23 protein-coding genes and 1 tRNA gene are annotated in these 17947 nt (G+C 43.0%); 22 read left to right on the top strand and 2 right to left on the bottom strand.

Annotation, left to right across the window (positions count from 1 at the left end; translation table 11 throughout):
• Positions 1-436 precede the first annotated feature (436 nt).
• The 11 genes from rpmH to AAH944_RS14505 all read left to right on the top strand — a co-directional run bounded on the left by rpmH (position 437) and on the right by AAH944_RS14505 (position 9231).
• Positions 437-571 carry a 50S ribosomal protein L34 gene (gene rpmH, locus AAH944_RS14555; protein ID WP_081580541.1) on the top strand — a complete coding sequence of 45 codons (135 nt, stop codon included), beginning with the start codon at positions 437-439 and terminating at the stop codon, positions 569-571.
• A 60-nt stretch (positions 572-631) separates the two neighbouring features.
• The gene (rnpA, locus tag AAH944_RS14550; protein WP_015045014.1) at positions 632-976 is read left to right on the top strand and encodes a ribonuclease P protein component; all 345 of its coding nucleotides are present in this window, start codon (positions 632-634) and stop codon (positions 974-976) included.
• Positions 960-1187: a membrane protein insertion efficiency factor YidD gene (gene yidD / locus AAH944_RS14545; RefSeq protein ID WP_015045013.1), complete on the top strand. Its 228-nt coding sequence runs from the start codon at positions 960-962 to the stop codon at positions 1185-1187. Before rnpA ends, yidD begins: the two co-directional genes overlap by 17 nt.
• A gap of 11 nt (positions 1188-1198) precedes the next feature.
• Complete coding sequence (locus AAH944_RS14540; protein WP_415535476.1) at positions 1199-1918, top strand: YidC/Oxa1 family membrane protein insertase; 720 nt, start codon at positions 1199-1201, stop codon at positions 1916-1918.
• Between the two features lie 12 nt (positions 1919-1930).
• A complete protein-coding gene (jag, locus tag AAH944_RS14535) occupies positions 1931-2572 on the top strand; it encodes an RNA-binding cell elongation regulator Jag/EloR (RefSeq protein WP_415535475.1) in 642 nt (213 codons plus the stop codon).
• Between the two features lie 97 nt (positions 2573-2669).
• Positions 2670-4049, top strand: coding sequence for a tRNA uridine-5-carboxymethylaminomethyl(34) synthesis GTPase MnmE (gene mnmE, locus AAH944_RS14530; protein WP_415535474.1), 1380 nt, complete (start codon positions 2670-2672; stop codon positions 4047-4049).
• Between the two features lie 7 nt (positions 4050-4056).
• Positions 4057-5964: a tRNA uridine-5-carboxymethylaminomethyl(34) synthesis enzyme MnmG gene (gene mnmG / locus AAH944_RS14525; RefSeq protein ID WP_415537899.1), complete on the top strand. Its 1908-nt coding sequence runs from the start codon at positions 4057-4059 to the stop codon at positions 5962-5964.
• The gene (gene rsmG / locus AAH944_RS14520) at positions 5957-6745 is read left to right on the top strand and encodes a 16S rRNA (guanine(527)-N(7))-methyltransferase RsmG (protein WP_415535473.1); all 789 of its coding nucleotides are present in this window, start codon (positions 5957-5959) and stop codon (positions 6743-6745) included. The genes mnmG and rsmG overlap by 8 nt, the downstream gene beginning before the upstream one ends.
• A gap of 316 nt (positions 6746-7061) precedes the next feature.
• The gene (locus AAH944_RS14515; protein WP_015045007.1) at positions 7062-7823 is read left to right on the top strand and encodes a ParA family protein; all 762 of its coding nucleotides are present in this window, start codon (positions 7062-7064) and stop codon (positions 7821-7823) included.
• Positions 7816-8673 carry a ParB/RepB/Spo0J family partition protein gene (locus AAH944_RS14510; protein WP_415535472.1) on the top strand — a complete coding sequence of 286 codons (858 nt, stop codon included), beginning with the start codon at positions 7816-7818 and terminating at the stop codon, positions 8671-8673. The genes AAH944_RS14515 and AAH944_RS14510 overlap by 8 nt, the downstream gene beginning before the upstream one ends.
• A gap of 48 nt (positions 8674-8721) precedes the next feature.
• On the top strand, positions 8722-9231 hold the full coding sequence (locus AAH944_RS14505; RefSeq protein WP_415535471.1) for a DUF4446 family protein: 510 nt from the start codon (positions 8722-8724) through the stop codon (positions 9229-9231).
• A gap of 2 nt (positions 9232-9233) precedes the next feature.
• Here AAH944_RS14505 and yyaC read toward each other — a convergent pair whose 3' ends face one another.
• Positions 9234-9803: a spore protease YyaC gene (gene yyaC, locus AAH944_RS14500; RefSeq protein ID WP_415535470.1), complete on the bottom strand. Its 570-nt coding sequence runs from the start codon at positions 9801-9803 to the stop codon at positions 9234-9236.
• A 294-nt stretch (positions 9804-10097) separates the two neighbouring features.
• On the opposite strand from yyaC, the gene selB reads away from it, so the two are divergent.
• The gene (selB, locus tag AAH944_RS14495) at positions 10098-12011 is read left to right on the top strand and encodes a selenocysteine-specific translation elongation factor (protein ID WP_415535469.1); all 1914 of its coding nucleotides are present in this window, start codon (positions 10098-10100) and stop codon (positions 12009-12011) included.
• On the opposite strand, the gene AAH944_RS14490 is transcribed toward selB, so the two are convergent.
• A complete protein-coding gene (locus AAH944_RS14490) occupies positions 12008-12223 on the bottom strand; it encodes a sulfurtransferase TusA family protein (RefSeq protein ID WP_415535468.1) in 216 nt (71 codons plus the stop codon). The two genes, selB and AAH944_RS14490, sit on opposite strands and share 4 nt — an antisense overlap.
• 574 nt (positions 12224-12797) lie before the next feature.
• Here AAH944_RS14490 and AAH944_RS14485 point away from each other — a divergent pair.
• The 10 genes from AAH944_RS14485 to rplI all read left to right on the top strand — a co-directional run bounded on the left by AAH944_RS14485 (position 12798) and on the right by rplI (position 17920).
• Positions 12798-12895, top strand: a tRNA-Sec gene (locus tag AAH944_RS14485).
• Positions 12896-12917: 22 nt separating this feature from the next.
• A complete protein-coding gene (locus AAH944_RS14480) occupies positions 12918-13583 on the top strand; it encodes a CvpA family protein (RefSeq protein ID WP_415535467.1) in 666 nt (221 codons plus the stop codon).
• A gap of 18 nt (positions 13584-13601) precedes the next feature.
• Positions 13602-13805: a DUF951 domain-containing protein gene (locus tag AAH944_RS14475; protein ID WP_415535466.1), complete on the top strand. Its 204-nt coding sequence runs from the start codon at positions 13602-13604 to the stop codon at positions 13803-13805.
• Positions 13806-13832: 27 nt separating this feature from the next.
• Positions 13833-14933 carry a redox-regulated ATPase YchF gene (gene ychF, locus AAH944_RS14470; protein WP_415535465.1) on the top strand — a complete coding sequence of 367 codons (1101 nt, stop codon included), beginning with the start codon at positions 13833-13835 and terminating at the stop codon, positions 14931-14933.
• A gap of 136 nt (positions 14934-15069) precedes the next feature.
• A complete protein-coding gene (rpsF, locus tag AAH944_RS14465; protein ID WP_415535464.1) occupies positions 15070-15354 on the top strand; it encodes a 30S ribosomal protein S6 in 285 nt (94 codons plus the stop codon).
• 18 nt (positions 15355-15372) lie between these two features.
• The gene (locus tag AAH944_RS14460) at positions 15373-15777 is read left to right on the top strand and encodes a single-stranded DNA-binding protein (protein ID WP_019224913.1); all 405 of its coding nucleotides are present in this window, start codon (positions 15373-15375) and stop codon (positions 15775-15777) included.
• Positions 15778-15797: 20 nt separating this feature from the next.
• Positions 15798-16043, top strand: coding sequence for a 30S ribosomal protein S18 (gene rpsR, locus AAH944_RS14455; RefSeq protein ID WP_015044996.1), 246 nt, complete (start codon positions 15798-15800; stop codon positions 16041-16043).
• 147 nt (positions 16044-16190) lie between these two features.
• Complete coding sequence (locus AAH944_RS14450; RefSeq protein WP_015044995.1) at positions 16191-16514, top strand: MazG-like family protein; 324 nt, start codon at positions 16191-16193, stop codon at positions 16512-16514.
• A gap of 15 nt (positions 16515-16529) precedes the next feature.
• Complete coding sequence (locus tag AAH944_RS14445; RefSeq protein ID WP_415535463.1) at positions 16530-17477, top strand: DUF2232 domain-containing protein; 948 nt, start codon at positions 16530-16532, stop codon at positions 17475-17477.
• Complete coding sequence (gene rplI / locus AAH944_RS14440; protein WP_415535462.1) at positions 17474-17920, top strand: 50S ribosomal protein L9; 447 nt, start codon at positions 17474-17476, stop codon at positions 17918-17920. The genes AAH944_RS14445 and rplI overlap by 4 nt, the downstream gene beginning before the upstream one ends.
• Positions 17921-17947 lie beyond the last annotated feature (27 nt).

Raw genomic sequence — 17947 nt, 5'->3', positions numbered from 1 at the left:
AGAGAACCCCCTTATTGATAGTGCAAAAGCATCAGTAAAAAAAAGTTATTCACAAATATCAGGTTATTTGTGGATAACACCCCAGATAAAGAAGAAAAATTATACACATCCAATCATCAAACTATGGGCCGAACATGTACATTTATCATAACAACTTTTCATTTCGTTATCAACAGTTAATTCAGAGTATCCAGGAAACTTCACAAACAATCCGGAGCTTCTCCATATTGTATTCACCGAGTTATTAACCAGTTATTTTCTTGACATAATAAAAATAATTGGAGTATAATTTTCTATAGTCTGTCTTTCGTTTTTATTAGCTCTATCAGAAATACTCTAACATGTTTCCGATAGATCTAAGTGCAGCTAAGGTTGCCGCTAATAGCTTGTCTCCAGCTGAGTTTTTAATTCTTGGAATTATAAGGGGGTGTTTGCTTTGAAAAGAACATATCAGCCTAAATCCCGTCGCCATAAAAGAGTTCATGGATTCTTAGAACGGATGAAAAGTACTGGCGGTAGAAACGTTTTAAGACGTCGTCGTTTGAAAGGTCGTAAGAAGTTAGCAGTTTAGGGCCGCAGGTTTGTGGCCTTTTTTGTACTGAACGCCCTTTAGCAAAGCAAGGAGGGCCATATGCTGCTGAAGTCTTACAGATTGAAAAAAAAGGCCGATTTTCAAAGTGTCTTTACTAACGGAAAAAGTTATACCTCAAGACAAGTTGTCATATATATCTTTCGAGGACATAACAAAAAATTTGGATTTATTGCTTCCAAAAAAGTTGGCAATGCAGTGAAGCGCAACCGGGCCAAAAGGCTTATGCGTGAAGCTGTCCGTTTGAATATAGACGGATTGAAGATGGATTGTGAGATGATTTTGATTGCCCGTGCGGCAATCAATAAAGCAACCTTGCAGGAAGTTGAAAAATCTGTACTATATATTTGGAGAAAAGCGGGAATTTATGATGGAAAGAATGCGTAAAATCATGGAAACGGTTTTTGTTTCCATCATCGTTTTCTATCAACGATTTGTTTCACCTCTGAAGGGACGAACCTGCAGATTTTATCCTACATGTTCGGATTATGCGATTCAATCAGTTAAAAAGTACGGGATCATCAAAGGGATTGGTAAATCGCTCATACGAATTGCCAAATGCCACCCTTTTCATCCCGGCGGATATGACCCAGTTTAAGGAGGGTTCTTGTGGATATCGTTTATCAGGGAATGGCCGCGATCTTAAAGTGGCTGTTTGATCTCTCGTCCATGATCGGATTGCCATATTGGGGTATGGCAATTATCATCTTTACCATCATCATTAAGATTGTTCTTTACCCGTTGACCTGGAAACAGATGCAGTCCATGCGCAAAATGACGGATTTGCAGCCAAAAATGAAAGTGCTGCAGAAAAAGTATGCCAATGACAAGCAGAAGATGAATCAGAAAATCATGGAACTATATAGTGAAGAAAAGGTGAATCCTTATTCGGGGTGCTTGCCGATTTTGGTACAGCTTCCTATCTTGTGGATATTTTATAGAACGTTGGCAAATTTCCCTTACGGCAATGATGCCAGTGTCTGGTTTTTAGGTTTCAATATTACTGTAGCATACGGCTTTCAATTGTCTTATCATTTAATCTTACCGATTCTCGCTGGGGTGACGTCTTTCTTAATGACAAAGGTCTCGATGGCAACAAGCCCCAACAAGAGTCAGCCTGGTGCGAAAAAAGATACAGCTGAGGCTACTGCCGAACAGACTCAGAAAATGATGTTGTATGTCATGCCGTTCTTTATGGCTTATATCGTAATTACGCTTCCTTCTGGCTTAGGTTTTTATCTTATAACGATGAACATTGTGTCGATCCTGCAAACTGTCTATATCAATAAGAAGTTGTCGGCAGAGAAAAAAGAAGCCTCTGTTGACTGAGGAGGTACACGAATGAAGGTTGCAGATAAAACTGCAAAAACGGTTGAAGAGGCTATTGAATTGGGATTAGCCGAACTTGGCGTCAGCAGAGATCAGGTTACTGTTCAAGTGCTGGAAGAACCGGGAAAAAAAGGACTCCTTGGACTTTTTGGCAATAAAATGGCCAAAGTCAGAATCAATTTTGAGGATGATCCGGGAGCACTGGCCTGTGAATTTCTCAAAGGGTTGACTAAGGCAATGTCCGTCGATGCTGACTTCGAGGTAATTAACCGTGATGAACAGGTCAAAATAAATATTACCGGTTTAGACCTTGGCATACTGATTGGCCGCAGAGGGGATACTTTGGAATCCATACAGTTTCTAACAAATTTGGCCGTCGCAAAAAAATTGTCTAATAAGACGAGAATCGTGATTGATGTTGAGGGTTATCGGAAGCGCCGGGAAGAAACGCTGATTGTTCTTGCCAAAAGACTGGCTGAAAAGGTTAAGAAAAGCGGCAATAGAATTGTTTTAGAACCGATGAGTCCTCAAGAGCGGCGGATTATTCATACGGCCCTGCAAAATGAATTGAAAGTAACGACTTTTAGTGAAGGGGAAGAGCCTCACCGAAGAGTTGTCATTGCTTTAAAACGGAATCATATAGAAAAGGCATAATTATGTAGAAGGGGGCAACCCCTTTTACTTTTCTGTCAGAAAGGTTTATTATTTTCAGATAGAGCGCTAAGTTTTACTATTTCTGGAGTTGAGAAAAATGGATGATACGATTGTCGGCTTGGCTACACCGGCCGGAGAAGGGGCCATTCATGTTATCCGTTTAAGCGGAAAGCAAGCCCAAAAAATATTGGATGTTTGTTTTTGTCCCGTCCATCAAGACAAATGGCTGTCCGACACAACATTTACGCTTCATTTGGGGGACTTTTATGATGGTGCGATGCAGCTTGATCAAGTCCTGATCAGCAGGATGAAAGGGCCTCATTCTTTTACGGGTGAGGATGTCTATGAAATAAATTGTCATGGTGGATTGATACCGGCAAGAAGGATCATTGAAGCCTGTCTCCGGCAGGGAGCGCGCTTGGCAGAGCCCGGTGAATTCAGCAAAAGGGCTTTTTTGAATGGGAAAATGGATCTTGTTCAGGCTGAAGCGTTAATTGACTTGATTTCCTCTAGGACAGAGCTATCTGCGGACTTGGCTTTGCTTCAGCTCGGAGGGAGATTGTCCTCCAGAATTAATGAAGTCAGACAGGATATTTTGGATATCCTATCCTATATTGAAGCAACCATTGATTTTCCGGAAGATGAAATTGATGATTTGGCGCTGAAAGAACTGTCTGAAAAAATATTAAATGCTAAAGAAAATTCTTTAGAAATTTTCAAAGGAAGCAAAACCGGTAAAATTATCAGGGAAGGTCTTTCCACGGTAATTGCGGGTAGGCCGAATGTTGGAAAATCCAGTCTGCTGAATGCACTTTTGCGCGAAGAAAGAGCGATTGTTACGGATATTCCGGGAACAACCCGGGATGAGATTCATGAATATATCAAGATTGGTGAAGTACTGCTGCACCTTACCGATACTGCCGGAATCCGAGAAAGTGATGATCCGGTCGAAATGATTGGCATTGAGAGAGCCTGGAAGGCGCTTAGTATGGCAGATGTCATTCTGCTCTTGCTCGATGCCTCCGAGATCCGTTCGGGGAGGCTCACGAACGAAGAAAGAATAATTCTTGAGGAATACGCGAATAAAACGATTGTTTTGATTAATAAAATTGATCTTTTGTCTTCTTATGAATTTAATGATACTTTTCTTCCTCCTGAAGTTTTTGCGCTGCCGTTTTCTGTAAAAAACAGGATTGGGTTTGCTGAACTAGAAAAGGAAATTCTAAATAGGGTTTTTGAAGGAGAGATATCCGTCACAATTGATCCGTTATTATCGAATATCCGTCAAATTCAAGCTCTGGAAAATTGCATTCACTCTTTGGAAAAAGCCCTTGAAGCTGTCTATGCGAATGTCCCATTTGATTTGGTATCGATCGATGTCCGTTCAGCCCTCGAAGAAATCTCTTTGATTACGGGGCATCAGGTTCAGGAAGAGTTGCTTCATAATATTTTTTCCCGATTCTGTATTGGAAAGTAGGTTAATTGTGGATTATTTTGCTGGAAAATATGATGTGATTGTTGTCGGGGCGGGACATGCCGGATGTGAGGCTGCTCTCGCCTCTGCCCGTATGGGATGCGATACACTGCTGCTTACGATTAATTTAGATAAAGTTGCGCATATGCCGTGCAATCCGTCCGTAGGCGGTCCGGCGAAAGGCCATCTGGTGCGGGAGATTGATGCGCTAGGTGGTCAGATGGGAATTGTTGCCGATGAGACAGCACTTCAGGCCAGGCTGCTGAATACGGGCAAAGGGCCGGCTGTCCATGCACTAAGAGTTCAATCAGATAAAAAAGCTTATCACCATCGGATGTTAAGCAACCTATACAATCAGGCCAAGATTACCTTGATACAGGCTTTGGTCGAGCGGCTCCATTTTGATGGGGATAAACTTAAAGGTGTTGTCACGCGTACAGGCGCAGTCTTTGAGGCAGGCAGTATTGTTCTGACGGGCGGAACATACCTCAGAAGCAGGATAATAATTGGGGAAGCGCTTTATGAAGGCGGACCGGCCGGAGAGATCACCTCGGGGTCCCTGTCTGAGGATCTGAAACTACGCGGCATAGAACTTGGCCGGTTTAAAACCGGAACGCCTCCTCGGATTCTGAAGAGCTCAGTAGATTTCTCTAAGTTCGTAATTCAGCCGGGTGACAGCGAGCCAAAATATTTTTCGTTTATGCCAACTAAAAGCATGTTTTGGGGAAATACCCCGGAAAATCAGCTTCCTTGCTGGCTGGGCTACACGACGGAAACAACGCATGGCATTATCCGCAATAACCTGCACCGCGCACCGCTGTATACCGGCGTGGTGGAAGGCGTTGGCCCGAGGTATTGTCCTTCTATTGAAGATAAGGTTGTGCGTTTTGCGCAGCGGCAGGCCCATCAGCTTTTTCTTGAGCCAGAAGGCAAAGATAGTGAGGAATTATATGTTGCCGGGCTGTCAACCAGCCTGCCGGAAGAAATCCAGCATATGTTTTTCCGTAGCATTCCCGGTTTGGAAAATGTTCAGATTTTGCGTCCCGGATATGCGATTGAATACGATTATGTCAAACCGTATCAGCTCTCTCTGACGCTGGAAGTACGAAATCTCCCGGGACTCTTTACAGCGGGACAGCTTAACGGAACATCCGGGTATGAGGAAGCGGCCGGGCAGGGCTTAATGGCCGGAATCAACGCAGCGCTTAAAGCTTTACGCCGAGAACCTTTTATTTTGAAGCGTTCCGACGGATATCTCGGTGTACTAATTGATGACCTGGTCAATAAAGAGATTTGTGAGCCGTACAGGCTTTTGACCTCAAGGGCGGAATACCGTTTGCTACTGCGCCAGGACAACGCTGATCTGCGTTTGACTGAGAAGGGTAGAAAACTGGGACTAGTTGCAGATGACAGGTGGAAGATTTTTGAGCAGAAGCTGAACAATCTGGAGAAAATCTTTCAGCAATGGAAGACGATTACTTTTTCTCCCGCCAATGCAGATATTCAGGAATTGCTGATCCAGGCGGGGTCTACTCCACTCCGAAGCGGAATTAAAGCAGAGGAACTTGTGAAGAGGCCGGAAATTATACCGGATTTGCTGCCACGTTTTATGCCGGAGATGGGGGCGTATGACGCTGAAGCATTAGAAGAAGCCTCAATCCAAATTAAATACGAAGGGTACATTCAGAAACAACAGGAAGAAGTAAACCGATTTATCAAACTTGAAGAAAAAGTTCTGCCTGTTAATCTGGATTATTTGAAAATCAAAGGTCTATCCAATGAAGCCAGACAGCGGCTTAACGGCGTGCAGCCGATCAACGTCGGACAGGCATCGAGAATCAGCGGAGTGAGTCCTGCGGATATTTCGGTTTTATTGATTTATCTGGAACAAAGGCGGAGGAACATTTCTGATGAATGATCAATTTCTGAAAATGGATCTTAAGGAACCGCTTAGCGTCTTGCACGATAAGGTCCGGGATGTCTTGAGTCTGGAACTCTCCGCCGAACATCTTGAAAAATTTGAACAATATACATTACTGTTACTCCAGAGGAACGAACAAATGAACTTAACAGCTATTACCGATCCGGCAGAAATAGTGATTAAGCATTATCTGGATTCTCTGGTGTTTGTCAAGTGGATAATGCATTATTATCCCAATGGACAAATTGTTATTGCGGATCTTGGTACCGGTGCTGGATTTCCAGGTATCCCCATTAAAATACTTTTGCCGCAAATTAAAGTCGTGCTTGTCGATGCGCTAGCCAAAAGAATTCATTTTTTGCAGGAGGTCTGCGATAGCCTTGGCTTGAAGGTCGAAACCTGCCATGCACGAGCTGAAGATATTGGCCGCAGCAAGGCGTACCGGCAGCGATTTGATATTACGGTGGCCAGAGCAGTCGCGGAGCTGCCGGTACTGCTGGAATATGCAACTCCTTTGCTGAAAGTTGGCGGAAGATTTATTGCAGCGAAGGGAATCGATCCTGAAAATGAAATAACTTTGGCTAAGAACGCCTTGCGGATCCTAAACTGTGAAGTTGAGCATGTCGAAAAATATTCATTGGCGGAAGGCGCGGATAACCGTTCTCTGATTATTGTTAAAAAAATATTGAACACACCTGCTCAATATCCGCGTCAAGCTGGGAAACCGAAAAAAACTCCTCTCAGTAATCATCCTGCTGAAATGATCAAGAATGATTAAATAAGTGGTTTTTAAATATTTTATAGTATAATTTTGTAGTATAATGATATAAATAAATTTTTTTTACAGGCCAAGTTCCATGTCAACCCTAAATCTTATATAACTGTCGGCATATTTCATGTAATACTGTGTTTTCTTGTAGCTTCGTGCTGTCCATGGCATCACTGCATTAGTTCATCCGTGGACGTTAATTGCCATATGGCTGGTATGCCTTAATTTTTCGCCTTGTCTTACAAAAATCTGCTCGTCAGTATATTATTATTTTAAGGTTGACTAGGTACTAATTGATCAAGTCTGTGAGGAAGGAGATACAAGATTGGCCAGAATCATTGCTATAGCAAATCAAAAAGGAGGAGTCGCCAAAACAACGACTGCTGTGAATCTCTCCTCCAGTCTGGTTGAGAAAGGAAAAAAAGTTCTCCTCGTTGATCTTGATCCACAGGGAAATGCCACCAGCGGTTGTGGCATTATGAAACATCGGTTGTCCCGCTGTATTTATGATGTAATTATCAATGAAGAAAACATTCAAAGTGTGATCGCCGATACAGAGCTGAAAAACTTAAAGGTTGCGCCTGCCCGTATTGAACTGGCCGGTGCCGAGATTGAGCTGGTCTCCCAGCTGTACCGTGAAGGAAAGCTTGCAACTGCTTTGCAGGGAATAAAGGATGAATTTGATTTTATAATTATTGATTGTCCCCCTTCCCTGGGACTTCTTACGTTGAATGCGCTTTGTGCGGCAACAGATGTTCTGATTCCTATTCAATGTGAGTATTATGCGCTGGAAGGTTTAAGCTTGCTGGTCAATACGCTTGATAAGGTCAAACGTTCCATTAATAGAGACCTTCAAGTTATCGGCGTACTTTTGACCATGTTTGATGCGAGGACAAATTTATCGATTCAGGTCGTCGATGAGGTCAAGAAATATTTTAGAGATAAAGTCTTCAGAACCATTATCCCCCGGAATGTTCGGCTTAGTGAAGCCCCAAGCCATGGTCAGCCGATCATTCTATATGATAGCAAGTCGCGTGGTGCTGAAGTATATCGAGATTTAGCCGAGGAGGTCTTGGAACGTGTCTAAAAAAGGTTTAGGCCGAGGGCTTGGCGCTTTGATTACGGAAAGAGAAACGGAAAGCAGTGAAATTAAAGAAATAATGCTGGCGGATATTGTACCAAATCCTGGCCAGCCGAGACGGGAGTTTGACCGTGAAAAACTTCAAGAGCTTGCGGATTCCATTCAAGAACATGGATTGCTGCAGCCTATCCTTGTAAAGCCTGAAGGAAACAGATACATCATCATTGCGGGAGAGAGACGTTTTCGGGCTACACAGCTTGCAGGGACCGACCGGATTAACTGTATTGTCAGAGACTGTACTGAGCAGGAAATGACGGAAAAGGCTTTAATCGAAAATATCCAGCGTGCAGACTTATCTCCTGTAGAAGAAGGCCTCGCTTATGCACGATTAATTCAGGATTATAGACTAACTCAGGAACAGGTTGCTAAGCGCGTCGGTAAAGGCAGGCCTACTGTAGCCAACTTACTTCGGATTATCCAGCTGCCTGCTGAAGTTCTGGAACTGATTAATAAAGAAGCAATTTCTTTGGGACATGCCAAGGTGATACTTTCTTTAGACAATAAAGAGCAGCAGATTTCCCTGGCGAAACGGGCCGTTGAGGAAGTATTATCTGTAAGGGAAACGGAAATGATAGCTCAAAATAGCGAAAAAAAAGTGCAACGTGCCAAAAATGCTGTGAAGACACCGAAAAACAAGAGCTATAGTTCTTTAAATGATATTGAAGAAAAACTGCGGCACAGTTTTCAGACCAAGGTAGCTGTATCAGGAAGTGAAGAAAAAGGAAAAATTGAAATTAATTATTATTCCCGGGATGAACTTAACCGGCTTTTAGAACGTTGGGAGATTGAAGTTTAATATGTTCCACGTGGAACATATTATTACATTCTTTAGGGGGGATCATTGTTGTTTTCTGTTTTAGAACCCGAGATGATTGTCGTCTTGGCAGTATCGGTTGTAGCCTTGATCGTTACCGTGATTGCGATTGTTATGACCAATGCTCTACGTGTCCGTATGAGTAAATTTGAAAAATCCTATATCAGCCTGCAGACGTTCTTATCCGGAACACAGCTGGAAGAACTGCTGAGCGCCAACTTAAAAGAAGTTGCTGAATTAAGCCGTATTGCTGCAGAGCATGGGCAAAGGCTTAAGCTTGCCGAAGATAAAGTCCGCAACGGAATTGACCGCGCGGAACTGGTCCGATTTAATTCTTTCGAAAATATGGGTGCCGACCTGAGCTTCGCCCTTGCTTTACTGAATCAGGAAAAGACCGGCGTCGTCCTTACAGGAATTCATAGTGTTGAAGAGTGCAGAATCTATGCCAAAGGGATCGAAAAAGGGCAGGCCAATGTTAAACTTAGCCCTGAGGAGAAGCTCGCTATCGAAAAAGCCTCGAAGAATGAGCTAACTATTTAAATTCACGATTGATTCAACAAGAAGTAAGTCCGCTGGAACAAATTACATAGTACTTCAGACATTTGCCATACGATACTCAATCTGGTGTTTTGCAGCACCATGTATTGCATAAAACCGTTGATATTGACAATGCCGGTAAGGTGGATTTCTCCTACCTCCGGCAGTTCTTTTTTTACGGCGGTTCCTGGTTTCAAAGGGCCTTCTGCCAGGCTGATGTAGCCGACGGAGTCAAGTTGACCCAGGCAGGCATCCAGGGCAATAATATAGGGATTGCAATACGTGGCAAACAAGTTTTTCAAGGTGGATTCAAGGTTTTCTGCATGAACAGGCTTTTCGAGCGTTCCGACAACCGTCAATCCTGAAAGACCTTTTCCATCTAGTTTTGTGCCGGTTAAAGGCCCCAGAGAATCGCCGGTAGAACGGTCCGTCCCTATACATAATAGAACCACCGGTCTACCGGCCGCAGCTTTCAGATATTTTTTCAACCTTAACTGAAGCAGGTAAAGGCCGGGACGGTCTGTGTAATGGGCGCGCAGATGCTCTTTTTCTCGAATTCCTGGCAATGGGTTCAATGCAGATACCTCCGGAGGCTAAATGAAATAGGGTCGCTGCAATTTCTATCCATGGCATTGCAATCGTATGATTGTTTATGTAAGTCAACATACAAAATAATAATTTTTAGAATACTTTGCTATTATTTCCACAATCAGTAATATTTATGCGTAGCAAATCAAAATCAGAATATGAAAAAATTCAAACCCATATTATAATTAGAGTCAGAAATATCCGCAATAAATATAAGGTACGAGTACCATGTCAACGCTATCATTAAAATATGGGGTTGACCTGTACTTTAGGTATTAGCTATGGAAAAATATTTAATTATTGGAACAGCAGGCCATGTGGATCATGGGAAAACCAACCTTATTCAAGCCTTGACAGGTATAAGCACAGACCGGCTCAAGGAAGAGAAGGAAAGAGGAATTTCGATCGAGCTGGGGTTTGCTTATCTGACACTTCCGGACGGCCGTAAAGCAGGAATCATTGATGTACCGGGTCATGAAAAATTTGTTCGCCAAATGTTAGCCGGCGCGAGCGGAATGGATATCGTTCTGCTGATTATTGCTGCCGATGAAGGCGTGATGCCTCAAACCCAGGAACATCTGGACATATTAAACATGTTAAATGTAGAGAAAGGAATTGTTGTACTGTCAAAAATTGACCTGGTTGATCAGGAATGGCTTTCCATGATTGAACAGGATACCAGAGAAAAACTTCAAGACAGTTTTCTGCGGGATGCTCCGTATTGCAAAGTATCTTCTGTCACTGGCCAAGGGATTCCGGAATTGCTGCAGACAATTATGACTGTGCTCCAAACAACCGAGGGGAGACGTTTGGATCTTCCGTCAAGAATGCCGATTGACAGGGTTTTTACGATTCGGGGGTTTGGAACAGTGGTCACAGGGACGTTAAACACAGGGACGATTCAGAAAGGACAGGAAGCATGTCTGGAACCGGGAGGACAAACCGTGAAAATTAGGAATATTCAGGTTCATGGCGAACAGGCCTCCGAGGCTTATGCCGGACAGCGGGTTGCGATAAACATAGCCGGACTGGCTGTAAGTGATATTCCCAAGGGGGCAAGCCTTGTTGATCCCGGATATTACAACGCAGGACAAATTTTAGACGTAGAACTGTTCAACCTCGCGTCAGAGCAAAGAACGATTAAACAAAGGCAGAGGATACATTTTCATTTAGGAACGGCCGAAACACTGGGACGGGTTCATCTTCTGGCTCAGGAAGAATTGGCTCCCGGCGAGAAAGGGTTTGCCCAAATCATTCTGGAGGAACCGGTTGTCGCAGCAAAAGGGGACCGGTTTGTAATCAGGTACTATTCACCTGTCGCGACGATCGGCGGAGGAGTTGTGCTGAGCCTGGCTAATGCCAAACAAAAACGTTTTCGAGAAAAGGTCATAACCGAATTTCGGTCTAAAGCAGAAGGCGGCTTAACCGATCAAATAAAAAAAGAGCTTACTATCCCTTTATCTTCCGATGAAGTCAGGAAAAAGTCTGCTCTTGGGCAGGACGAAGTTCAGCTGGCTTTGGATCGTCTCAAAGATGATCAGACTGTTGTAATCTTAGCTGAGGATGGATTATCATTATTCTGGCTTAAAAGTACAGCAGAAGAATGGGCTCTTAAAGCAAATGCGGAAGTAATGAAATATCAAAAGACATATCCGCTGCGCGGAGGAATTGGCAGAGAGGAATTAAAAAGAATCCTGAAAACGGCTGTCTCCCATAAACGCTGGCAGTTGATCTTGGAATGGGGAGCAGATCATCAGTATTTCAGGCTAAGCAGCAGTCTGGTCCAGGCAGTATCTGAAATCGGGCTGCCTGAGGATATCAGGCAAAAGCTTGACGCTTTGCGAAAAATCTGGGAAAAGGCAGGGCTAAATCCTCCGGGGCAGGAAACTGCGGTTGTAGAATGCGGGGTACCCGCTGCAAAATTTCTGGAATATGCCGAATATCTTAAAACAAATAACGTTTGGAAACAGGTAGGAGAATTCTATATTGCAGCAAGTGCAATAGAAAAAGCTAAAATAATATTGGAAAAGCACCTGCAAGAAAATGGACAGATTACGGTTTCTGAAGCACGGGACTGCTGGCAGACTAGCCGTAAATTTGCGGTGCCTTTACTGGAATATTTTGATTCAATTCATGTTACGGAAAGAAACGGAGACATCAGGGTAAAACCAGGATCTGCCCAAAATCCAGGCTAAGCTTTCTTTATTCCCTTTAGAGAATATTGATTTGACGGCTCATGATCAACTTCGACCTGATATCCGGCAACTCTCAAAAACCGTTCAACGTTAATTTTGGATGTCTCATTATCGACAATGACCATGATTTCTGAAGGATCATCCGCTAAAGCTCTTTTGGTAAAAATTACGGGTTCCGGACAGGAATATCCTCTGGCATCAACAAGTTTCAAGAGATCTAGCCTCCTTTTATATTCTATCCTATTGTACCATAAGTAGAGATCTCAACAATATCATATAAGTTAAAATAAGAAATACAGAATATAAATATGTTAAATATATAACGCAATATTTACACAAAAATTGTAATTATATTTTATATAATATTTACATTAAAACATACATGTGAATATACATGAAAATGCAAATGTAATTACGCATGTAAATGGTGATGTAAATAATATAAGATTCTTCTTTGTGTTTATATTGCTTATTGGATTGGACACGACGCTCAGCATCCGCAGCAGGTGCATAATATTTATATACACAGTCTTTTTGATTGTATTACTGATAAATTTAAGGGCAGTACTATTTAATAAAACTATAAAGAACAATATATTTACATGAAAATATTAATGAATAAAGACATTAATATTTTTATTGGCATTTAAGTGTAAATATTATAATGAATTTGGATGAACAAGAAAAATGATTTTAAGAGCGTCAAAGAATTGCCAAAGAATAAGACAAAGGTTCACATTCGAAGCATTAAGTGTTAAAATGATTCAGCAGACTCTAAAAGGTCTTGGGGATATATAGCGGCTGGTGTCGTTCCCGGACTTCAAATCCGTGTGTCGGGACGCAGAACGTTCCGAGGTGTGTTCGATTCGCACATATCCCCGCCATTCCTGTAAAGGAGAGCGTAGCGTGAATACATTTGATTATGTAATGCTGGCGCTGCTGGTTCTGGGAGGCCTGATCGGGTTTCGGAAGGGCCTTATTACCGGTTTATCAAGATTTATCGGAAAGATCGCTGCGATAGGCATTGCGGTGTTTTTTTACAAACCATTTCTGAATCTATTGGAACCCGTTTTAGGGCTTGAAGCAAAACTGGAGCCCAAAATCGGAAATTTTTTGACCAAAATTGCTGAAAGCAAAGCATCCGGGACGGATCCCTACGGTGCCGCTGACAGCATCAGGCAATCCATGATTGGTCAGGCCACACCTGTTTTGACAGATTACGTCCTGAAGATTGGTGCTGTCCTGCTCTTGTTTATTTTAGCAGCATGTATTATTAATCTTATCATCGCTTTGGTCATTACCCCTATAGCAAAAAACTTAAGTTTTATCAATAGAGGGGGAGGACTGCTTTTTGGTTTACTGAGTACCTTTGTCGTGATTTCTCTGGTCCTGGGGTTGTTTTCACCGTTGTTAAGCACCGGTGACTCCGGATTGCTTAAGACGGGTAGCTCCTTACTTTATCCATGGTTTATGCAAGGATATGATCTGATTTTATCAGGGATTTCTGTTTTTGCGGGGGATATTCTGAATAATCCTCTGAATTCTATACCGTTGCTGAATGGGCTGGTTTGAAAGAGAGGTTGAACGACCATGGATCTTAATGTAGGAGATATTGTCAGGCTCAAAAAGACTCATCCCTGCGGCAATACAGAATTTAAGATCATGAGAACAGGTATGGATTTTCGGATTGAATGTCTGAAGTGCGGACATCAGACCTGGATAACCAGGGCAAAGCTGGAAAGGAATATTAAAAAAATCCTGACGGCAGAAAACAGTCAGGGGATCTCGGACTGATTTAACTAGAATTTGAGGGGGAAAAACATGTCTCTGCATGTAGGAATAGTTGGGCTGCCCAATGTCGGCAAGTCAACACTATTTAATGCGATAACGAAAGCCGGAGCAGAATCGGCCAATTATCCGTTCTGTACTATTGATCCGAATGTCGGAATTGTACAGGTACCGGATTTTCGGTTAAAAGCACTGGCTAAAATTGTGAACCCGCAGCAAATCGTTCCGGCAGTTGTCGAATTTGTCGATATTGCCGGTCTGGTAAGGGGTGCAAGTAAAGGTGAAGGACTGGGCAACCAATTTCTTTCCCATATCCGGGAAGTGGATGCCATTGTTCATGTTGTACGTTGTTTTGAAGACGATAACGTTGTTCACGTCGAAGGTAAAATTGACCCGGAACGGGATATTGAAACGATCCGGATGGAATTGATCCTGGCAGATATGGAAACCGTATACCGCCGCCAGGCCAAGCTGGTCGGAATGATCAAATCCGGAGATAAGAAGGCCAAATTCGAAGCTGAGGTATTGGAAAAGCTCGTGAAAAAATTTGACCAGGGGATACCGGCTAATTTGGTTGGTTTCTCTGAAGAAGAAAAAGAATTGCTGAACAGTGTCAGTCTGTTGACCCTAAAACCGGTGATTTATGCCGCGAATGTTTCTGAAGCGGAAGCTTCCAACGGGGAAAATAACGCCAATGTCCAAAAAGTACAGGAAATAGCCAGACTCGAAAATGCTGAAGTCATTCCTGTTTGCGCCAAGATTGAAGCAGAAATTGCAGAACTTGAAGAAGATGAGAAAGAAATCTTTATGGAGGAACTTGGGCTCGCGGAATCTGGACTTGATCGGCTGATCAGGAGCGCGTTCAAGCTGCTTGGACTGATAACCTTCTTTACGGCAGGTCCTAAAGAGGTAAAGGCTTGGACGATCCGCCGGGAAACCAAAGCGCCTCAGGCGGCAGGTACGATTCATTCCGACTTTGAGCGGGGCTTTATCCGGGCAGAGGTCGTCAAATATGAACATTTTATGGAGAATAGCGGTCTGAATGGGGCCAAGGACAAGGGCTTGGTTCGGTTAGAGGGCAAAGAATATATCGTTCAGGACGGCGATATTATGCATTTCAGATTTAATGTCTAGATGAAAGATTCTCAGAACTAGCAAGATCATCATTATTTGCAAATGACATGAGGAAGTGTTATAATATCGTGTTGTAGCATAATAACCCTGCTCCACACTCGAGGTGGGGCCATTTAGTCCGAGGGGAGGTGCATTTATGCAAGCGTACGAAGTGATGTACATTATAAGACCGGATCTCGATGATGAGGCTTCAAAAGCAAATGTTCAAAGATTTGAAGAGATCGTCAATGCCAATGGTGGTACAGACCTCAAGGTTGATATTTGGGGTAAAAGACGCCTGGCTTACGAGGTTAAGAAGTTCAATGAAGGTGTTTACATCCTGATGAACTTCAACGGTGAAGCGCGTACGGTTGATGAACTGGAAAGGCTGATGAAAATTTCTGATGCTGTGATCCGGTTTATGACAACCAAGAAGGAATAACGATGCGGAGGGTTTAAGATGTTGAATCGTGTAGTACTTATCGGGCGATTAACGAAAGACCCTGAGCTACGCTATACACCAAATGGTGTAGCTGTTGCATCTTTTACGCTAGCCGTCGACAGGAATTACAAGAACAGCCAGGGCGAGAAAGAAACGGATTTTATTCCATGCGTTGTTTTTCGCCAGTTAGCTGAACTCTGCGCGAACTATTTGGCGAAAGGAAGACTGGCTGCAGTAGATGGCAGGATTCAGGTCCGCTCTTATGACGGTCAGGATGGGCAAAAAAGATGGGTGACAGAGGTCTTGGGAGAGAACGTCAGATTTTTAAGTCCCAAAGACAATAATGCCGGAGCATCTTCAGCTCAAAATGATTTTGGTTCTTTTGCTCATGAAGTTAGTCTAGATGATGATATACCATTTTAGTTTGAAGGGAGGAGCGTTCATTGGCAAACGCTGCCGTAAAAAAGGAACGGGGACGCCGTCCGCGTAAAAGAGTATGCAGTTTTTGTGTTGATAAAGTTGAGAGCATCGACTACAAAGATACACAAAAATTACGTAAATATATTACTGAGAGAGGCAAAATTCTGCCCCGTAGAATCTCAGGCAATTGCGCTAAACACCAGAGGCAAGTCACGATTGCCGTTAAACGGGCTCGCAGCATCGCGTTGCTGCCCTACATGATTGACTAGTAAAAAGGGAGCAACGCTCCCTTTTTTTATTTCATTTCCTTAATTTAGGCAACAGGGCAAGTTTTCTTTGTTCTGAGAAAAGTAGAAGAAGGAGTTTCAGCTTGATTTCGCGAAATCTTACATTACTTTTTTGCAGGAGGTATTGTTGTGGAGTCTGTTGCTGCGATCAATATTGATATCGTAAAATCCTCGAAAGCCATAGAGGAATTAAAAGTGGAGCTTCTCAAAGCTCAGTGGCTGGTCCAGCAGGGGACTTTAAGTGCTTCCCAGGAACAGCTTCTCGATAGTATGGCCGGCCTGGTCGGTTTAAGCTATTTGCTTACCCGCAGGCTTGGCTTTGACTATTCCCGTTTGGACAGGGTTTTGTTTAATAAAATGTCCCGGTGGCAGCGGGAAGATTTCCTTAGTCTCGAAACTGAATGGGGTGACCTGAGTCTTTTGCTTGGTTATCTTGTTCCCGAGGAAGACTGAACAGGAGAAAATTAAATGGTTATAAGTGATAAGGATGAACTTCGGTATGTATCCGGATTGATCGTATTGTTTCTTCCCTTACTTGCGTCTTTATTTGACTTCTGGAGCTGGATCGTCGAGGTATTATTGATTTTTTCCGTTTTATTTCAGACCAGAAGTACCGGTTGCCGAAGAACGGCTATTTTTTTAGGAATTGGTTATATTTTAGCTTTTATTCCAGTTGGAATCAGTGGAATCTCCCTGATTGGATTTACTCCCTGGGCAGGAATTTTGTTGGTTGTCATAAAAGAAAAAGGGCTCTCTACCAGTCAGAGTATATTCTGGAGTTTGCTGCTGGCTGCGCTCATTGGGGCGTTACCGGTCATTCCTTCAGTCAACCAGGCCCTTCAGCCCGAGAATCTGGAAAAGAATATTGTTACAGTTCTTCAGTTCTATGAGCAGCAAGGCCTGTTCAGTGCTTTTCAGGAGCAGGGGATTTCAATTGAGCAACTTGAAAGCACTCTCCGCACCATGGTTCCGGTCTACTATCAGTTAATGCCTGCTTTTGCCGGGATATTTGCGATGCTTGAGGTTGGACTGGTCTACCTGTTTTTCAGGATATTTTCTTTTGGGAACAAACTTAAGCCTTTTTCTTTATGGAGGATGCCCTGGTATGCGGTGTGGCTGGCAATTATCGGGATTGCTGCCTATTTGGGCGGAGACTACTTTGCCAACAGTATTCTGAGAATAACCGGAATGAATGTGATGGCGGTTGCAGCTTCGATAACCAGTATGATTGGGCTGTCCTGCCTGGCTTATTTGATCAAAAGCTTGAAGTTTTCCCATCTGCTGATCTGGATTGTTGTAATTATAGTGGCTTTCGTTTCACCGTTCTTTTTCATATGTCTAATATTTACGGGGCTTTTTGATTTAGTATTTAATTTCCGAAAGATCCCCGAAAAAATGGAGGAACAAAAACCGTGAAGGTAATATTAAAAGAAGATGTCAAGGCACTCGGTAAAAAGGGTAAAGTATGCGAAGTCTCAGATGGCTATGCCCGTAATTTTCTGATCCCGCGCGGACTCGCAGTTGAGGCAACTCAGGGAAATGTTCAGGACCTGGTGCATAAACAAAAACAGGAAGAACTGCGCAAACAGAAAGAAAAACAAGCGGCGCTGGAGCTTTCCCAAAAAATCGAGAACATGGATATCATTGTCAAAGTCAAAGTCGGTGAAAAAGGCCGTTTATTCGGCTCGGTAACGAATAAAGAGATCGCCGAGGTATTGGAAAAGGAATATCAACTCAAACTAGATAAAAGAAAAATTGAAGTCAAGGAACCGATCAAAGGATTGGGAGAATATCAGGTTACCGTAAAGCTTCATTTTGAAGTAACAGCAAATCTGAAGATAAAGATAGAAGCTCAGTAAGACCGAAGAGTAAAGCACAAGGATGTG

This window comes from Dehalobacter sp. CP (assembly GCF_047652685.1).
GTDB lineage: Bacteria > Bacillota > Desulfitobacteriia > Desulfitobacteriales > Syntrophobotulaceae > Dehalobacter.
This window is presented reverse-complemented; position numbering and strand designations above follow the sequence as displayed.

Bases quoted from the DNA above. Each gene is read 5' to 3' on its own strand.
- rsmG (WP_415535473.1), top strand. From the start codon at position 5,957: ATGAATGATCAATTTCTGAAAATGGATCTTAAGGAACCGCTTAGCGTC.
- mnmE (WP_415535474.1), top strand. From the start codon at position 2,670: ATGGATGATACGATTGTCGGCTTGGCTACACCGGCCGGAGAAGGGGCC.
- rpsF (WP_415535464.1), top strand. From the start codon at position 15,070: ATGCAAGCGTACGAAGTGATGTACATTATAAGACCGGATCTCGATGAT.
- yidD (WP_015045013.1), top strand. From the start codon at position 960: ATGGAAAGAATGCGTAAAATCATGGAAACGGTTTTTGTTTCCATCATC.
- ychF (WP_415535465.1), top strand. From the start codon at position 13,833: ATGTCTCTGCATGTAGGAATAGTTGGGCTGCCCAATGTCGGCAAGTCA.
- selB (WP_415535469.1), top strand. From the start codon at position 10,098: ATGGAAAAATATTTAATTATTGGAACAGCAGGCCATGTGGATCATGGG.
- AAH944_RS14475 (WP_415535466.1), top strand. From the start codon at position 13,602: ATGGATCTTAATGTAGGAGATATTGTCAGGCTCAAAAAGACTCATCCC.
- jag (WP_415535475.1), top strand. From the start codon at position 1,931: ATGAAGGTTGCAGATAAAACTGCAAAAACGGTTGAAGAGGCTATTGAA.
- AAH944_RS14460 (WP_019224913.1), top strand. From the start codon at position 15,373: ATGTTGAATCGTGTAGTACTTATCGGGCGATTAACGAAAGACCCTGAG.
- rnpA (WP_015045014.1), top strand. From the start codon at position 632: ATGCTGCTGAAGTCTTACAGATTGAAAAAAAAGGCCGATTTTCAAAGT.
- AAH944_RS14445 (WP_415535463.1), top strand. From the start codon at position 16,530: ATGGTTATAAGTGATAAGGATGAACTTCGGTATGTATCCGGATTGATC.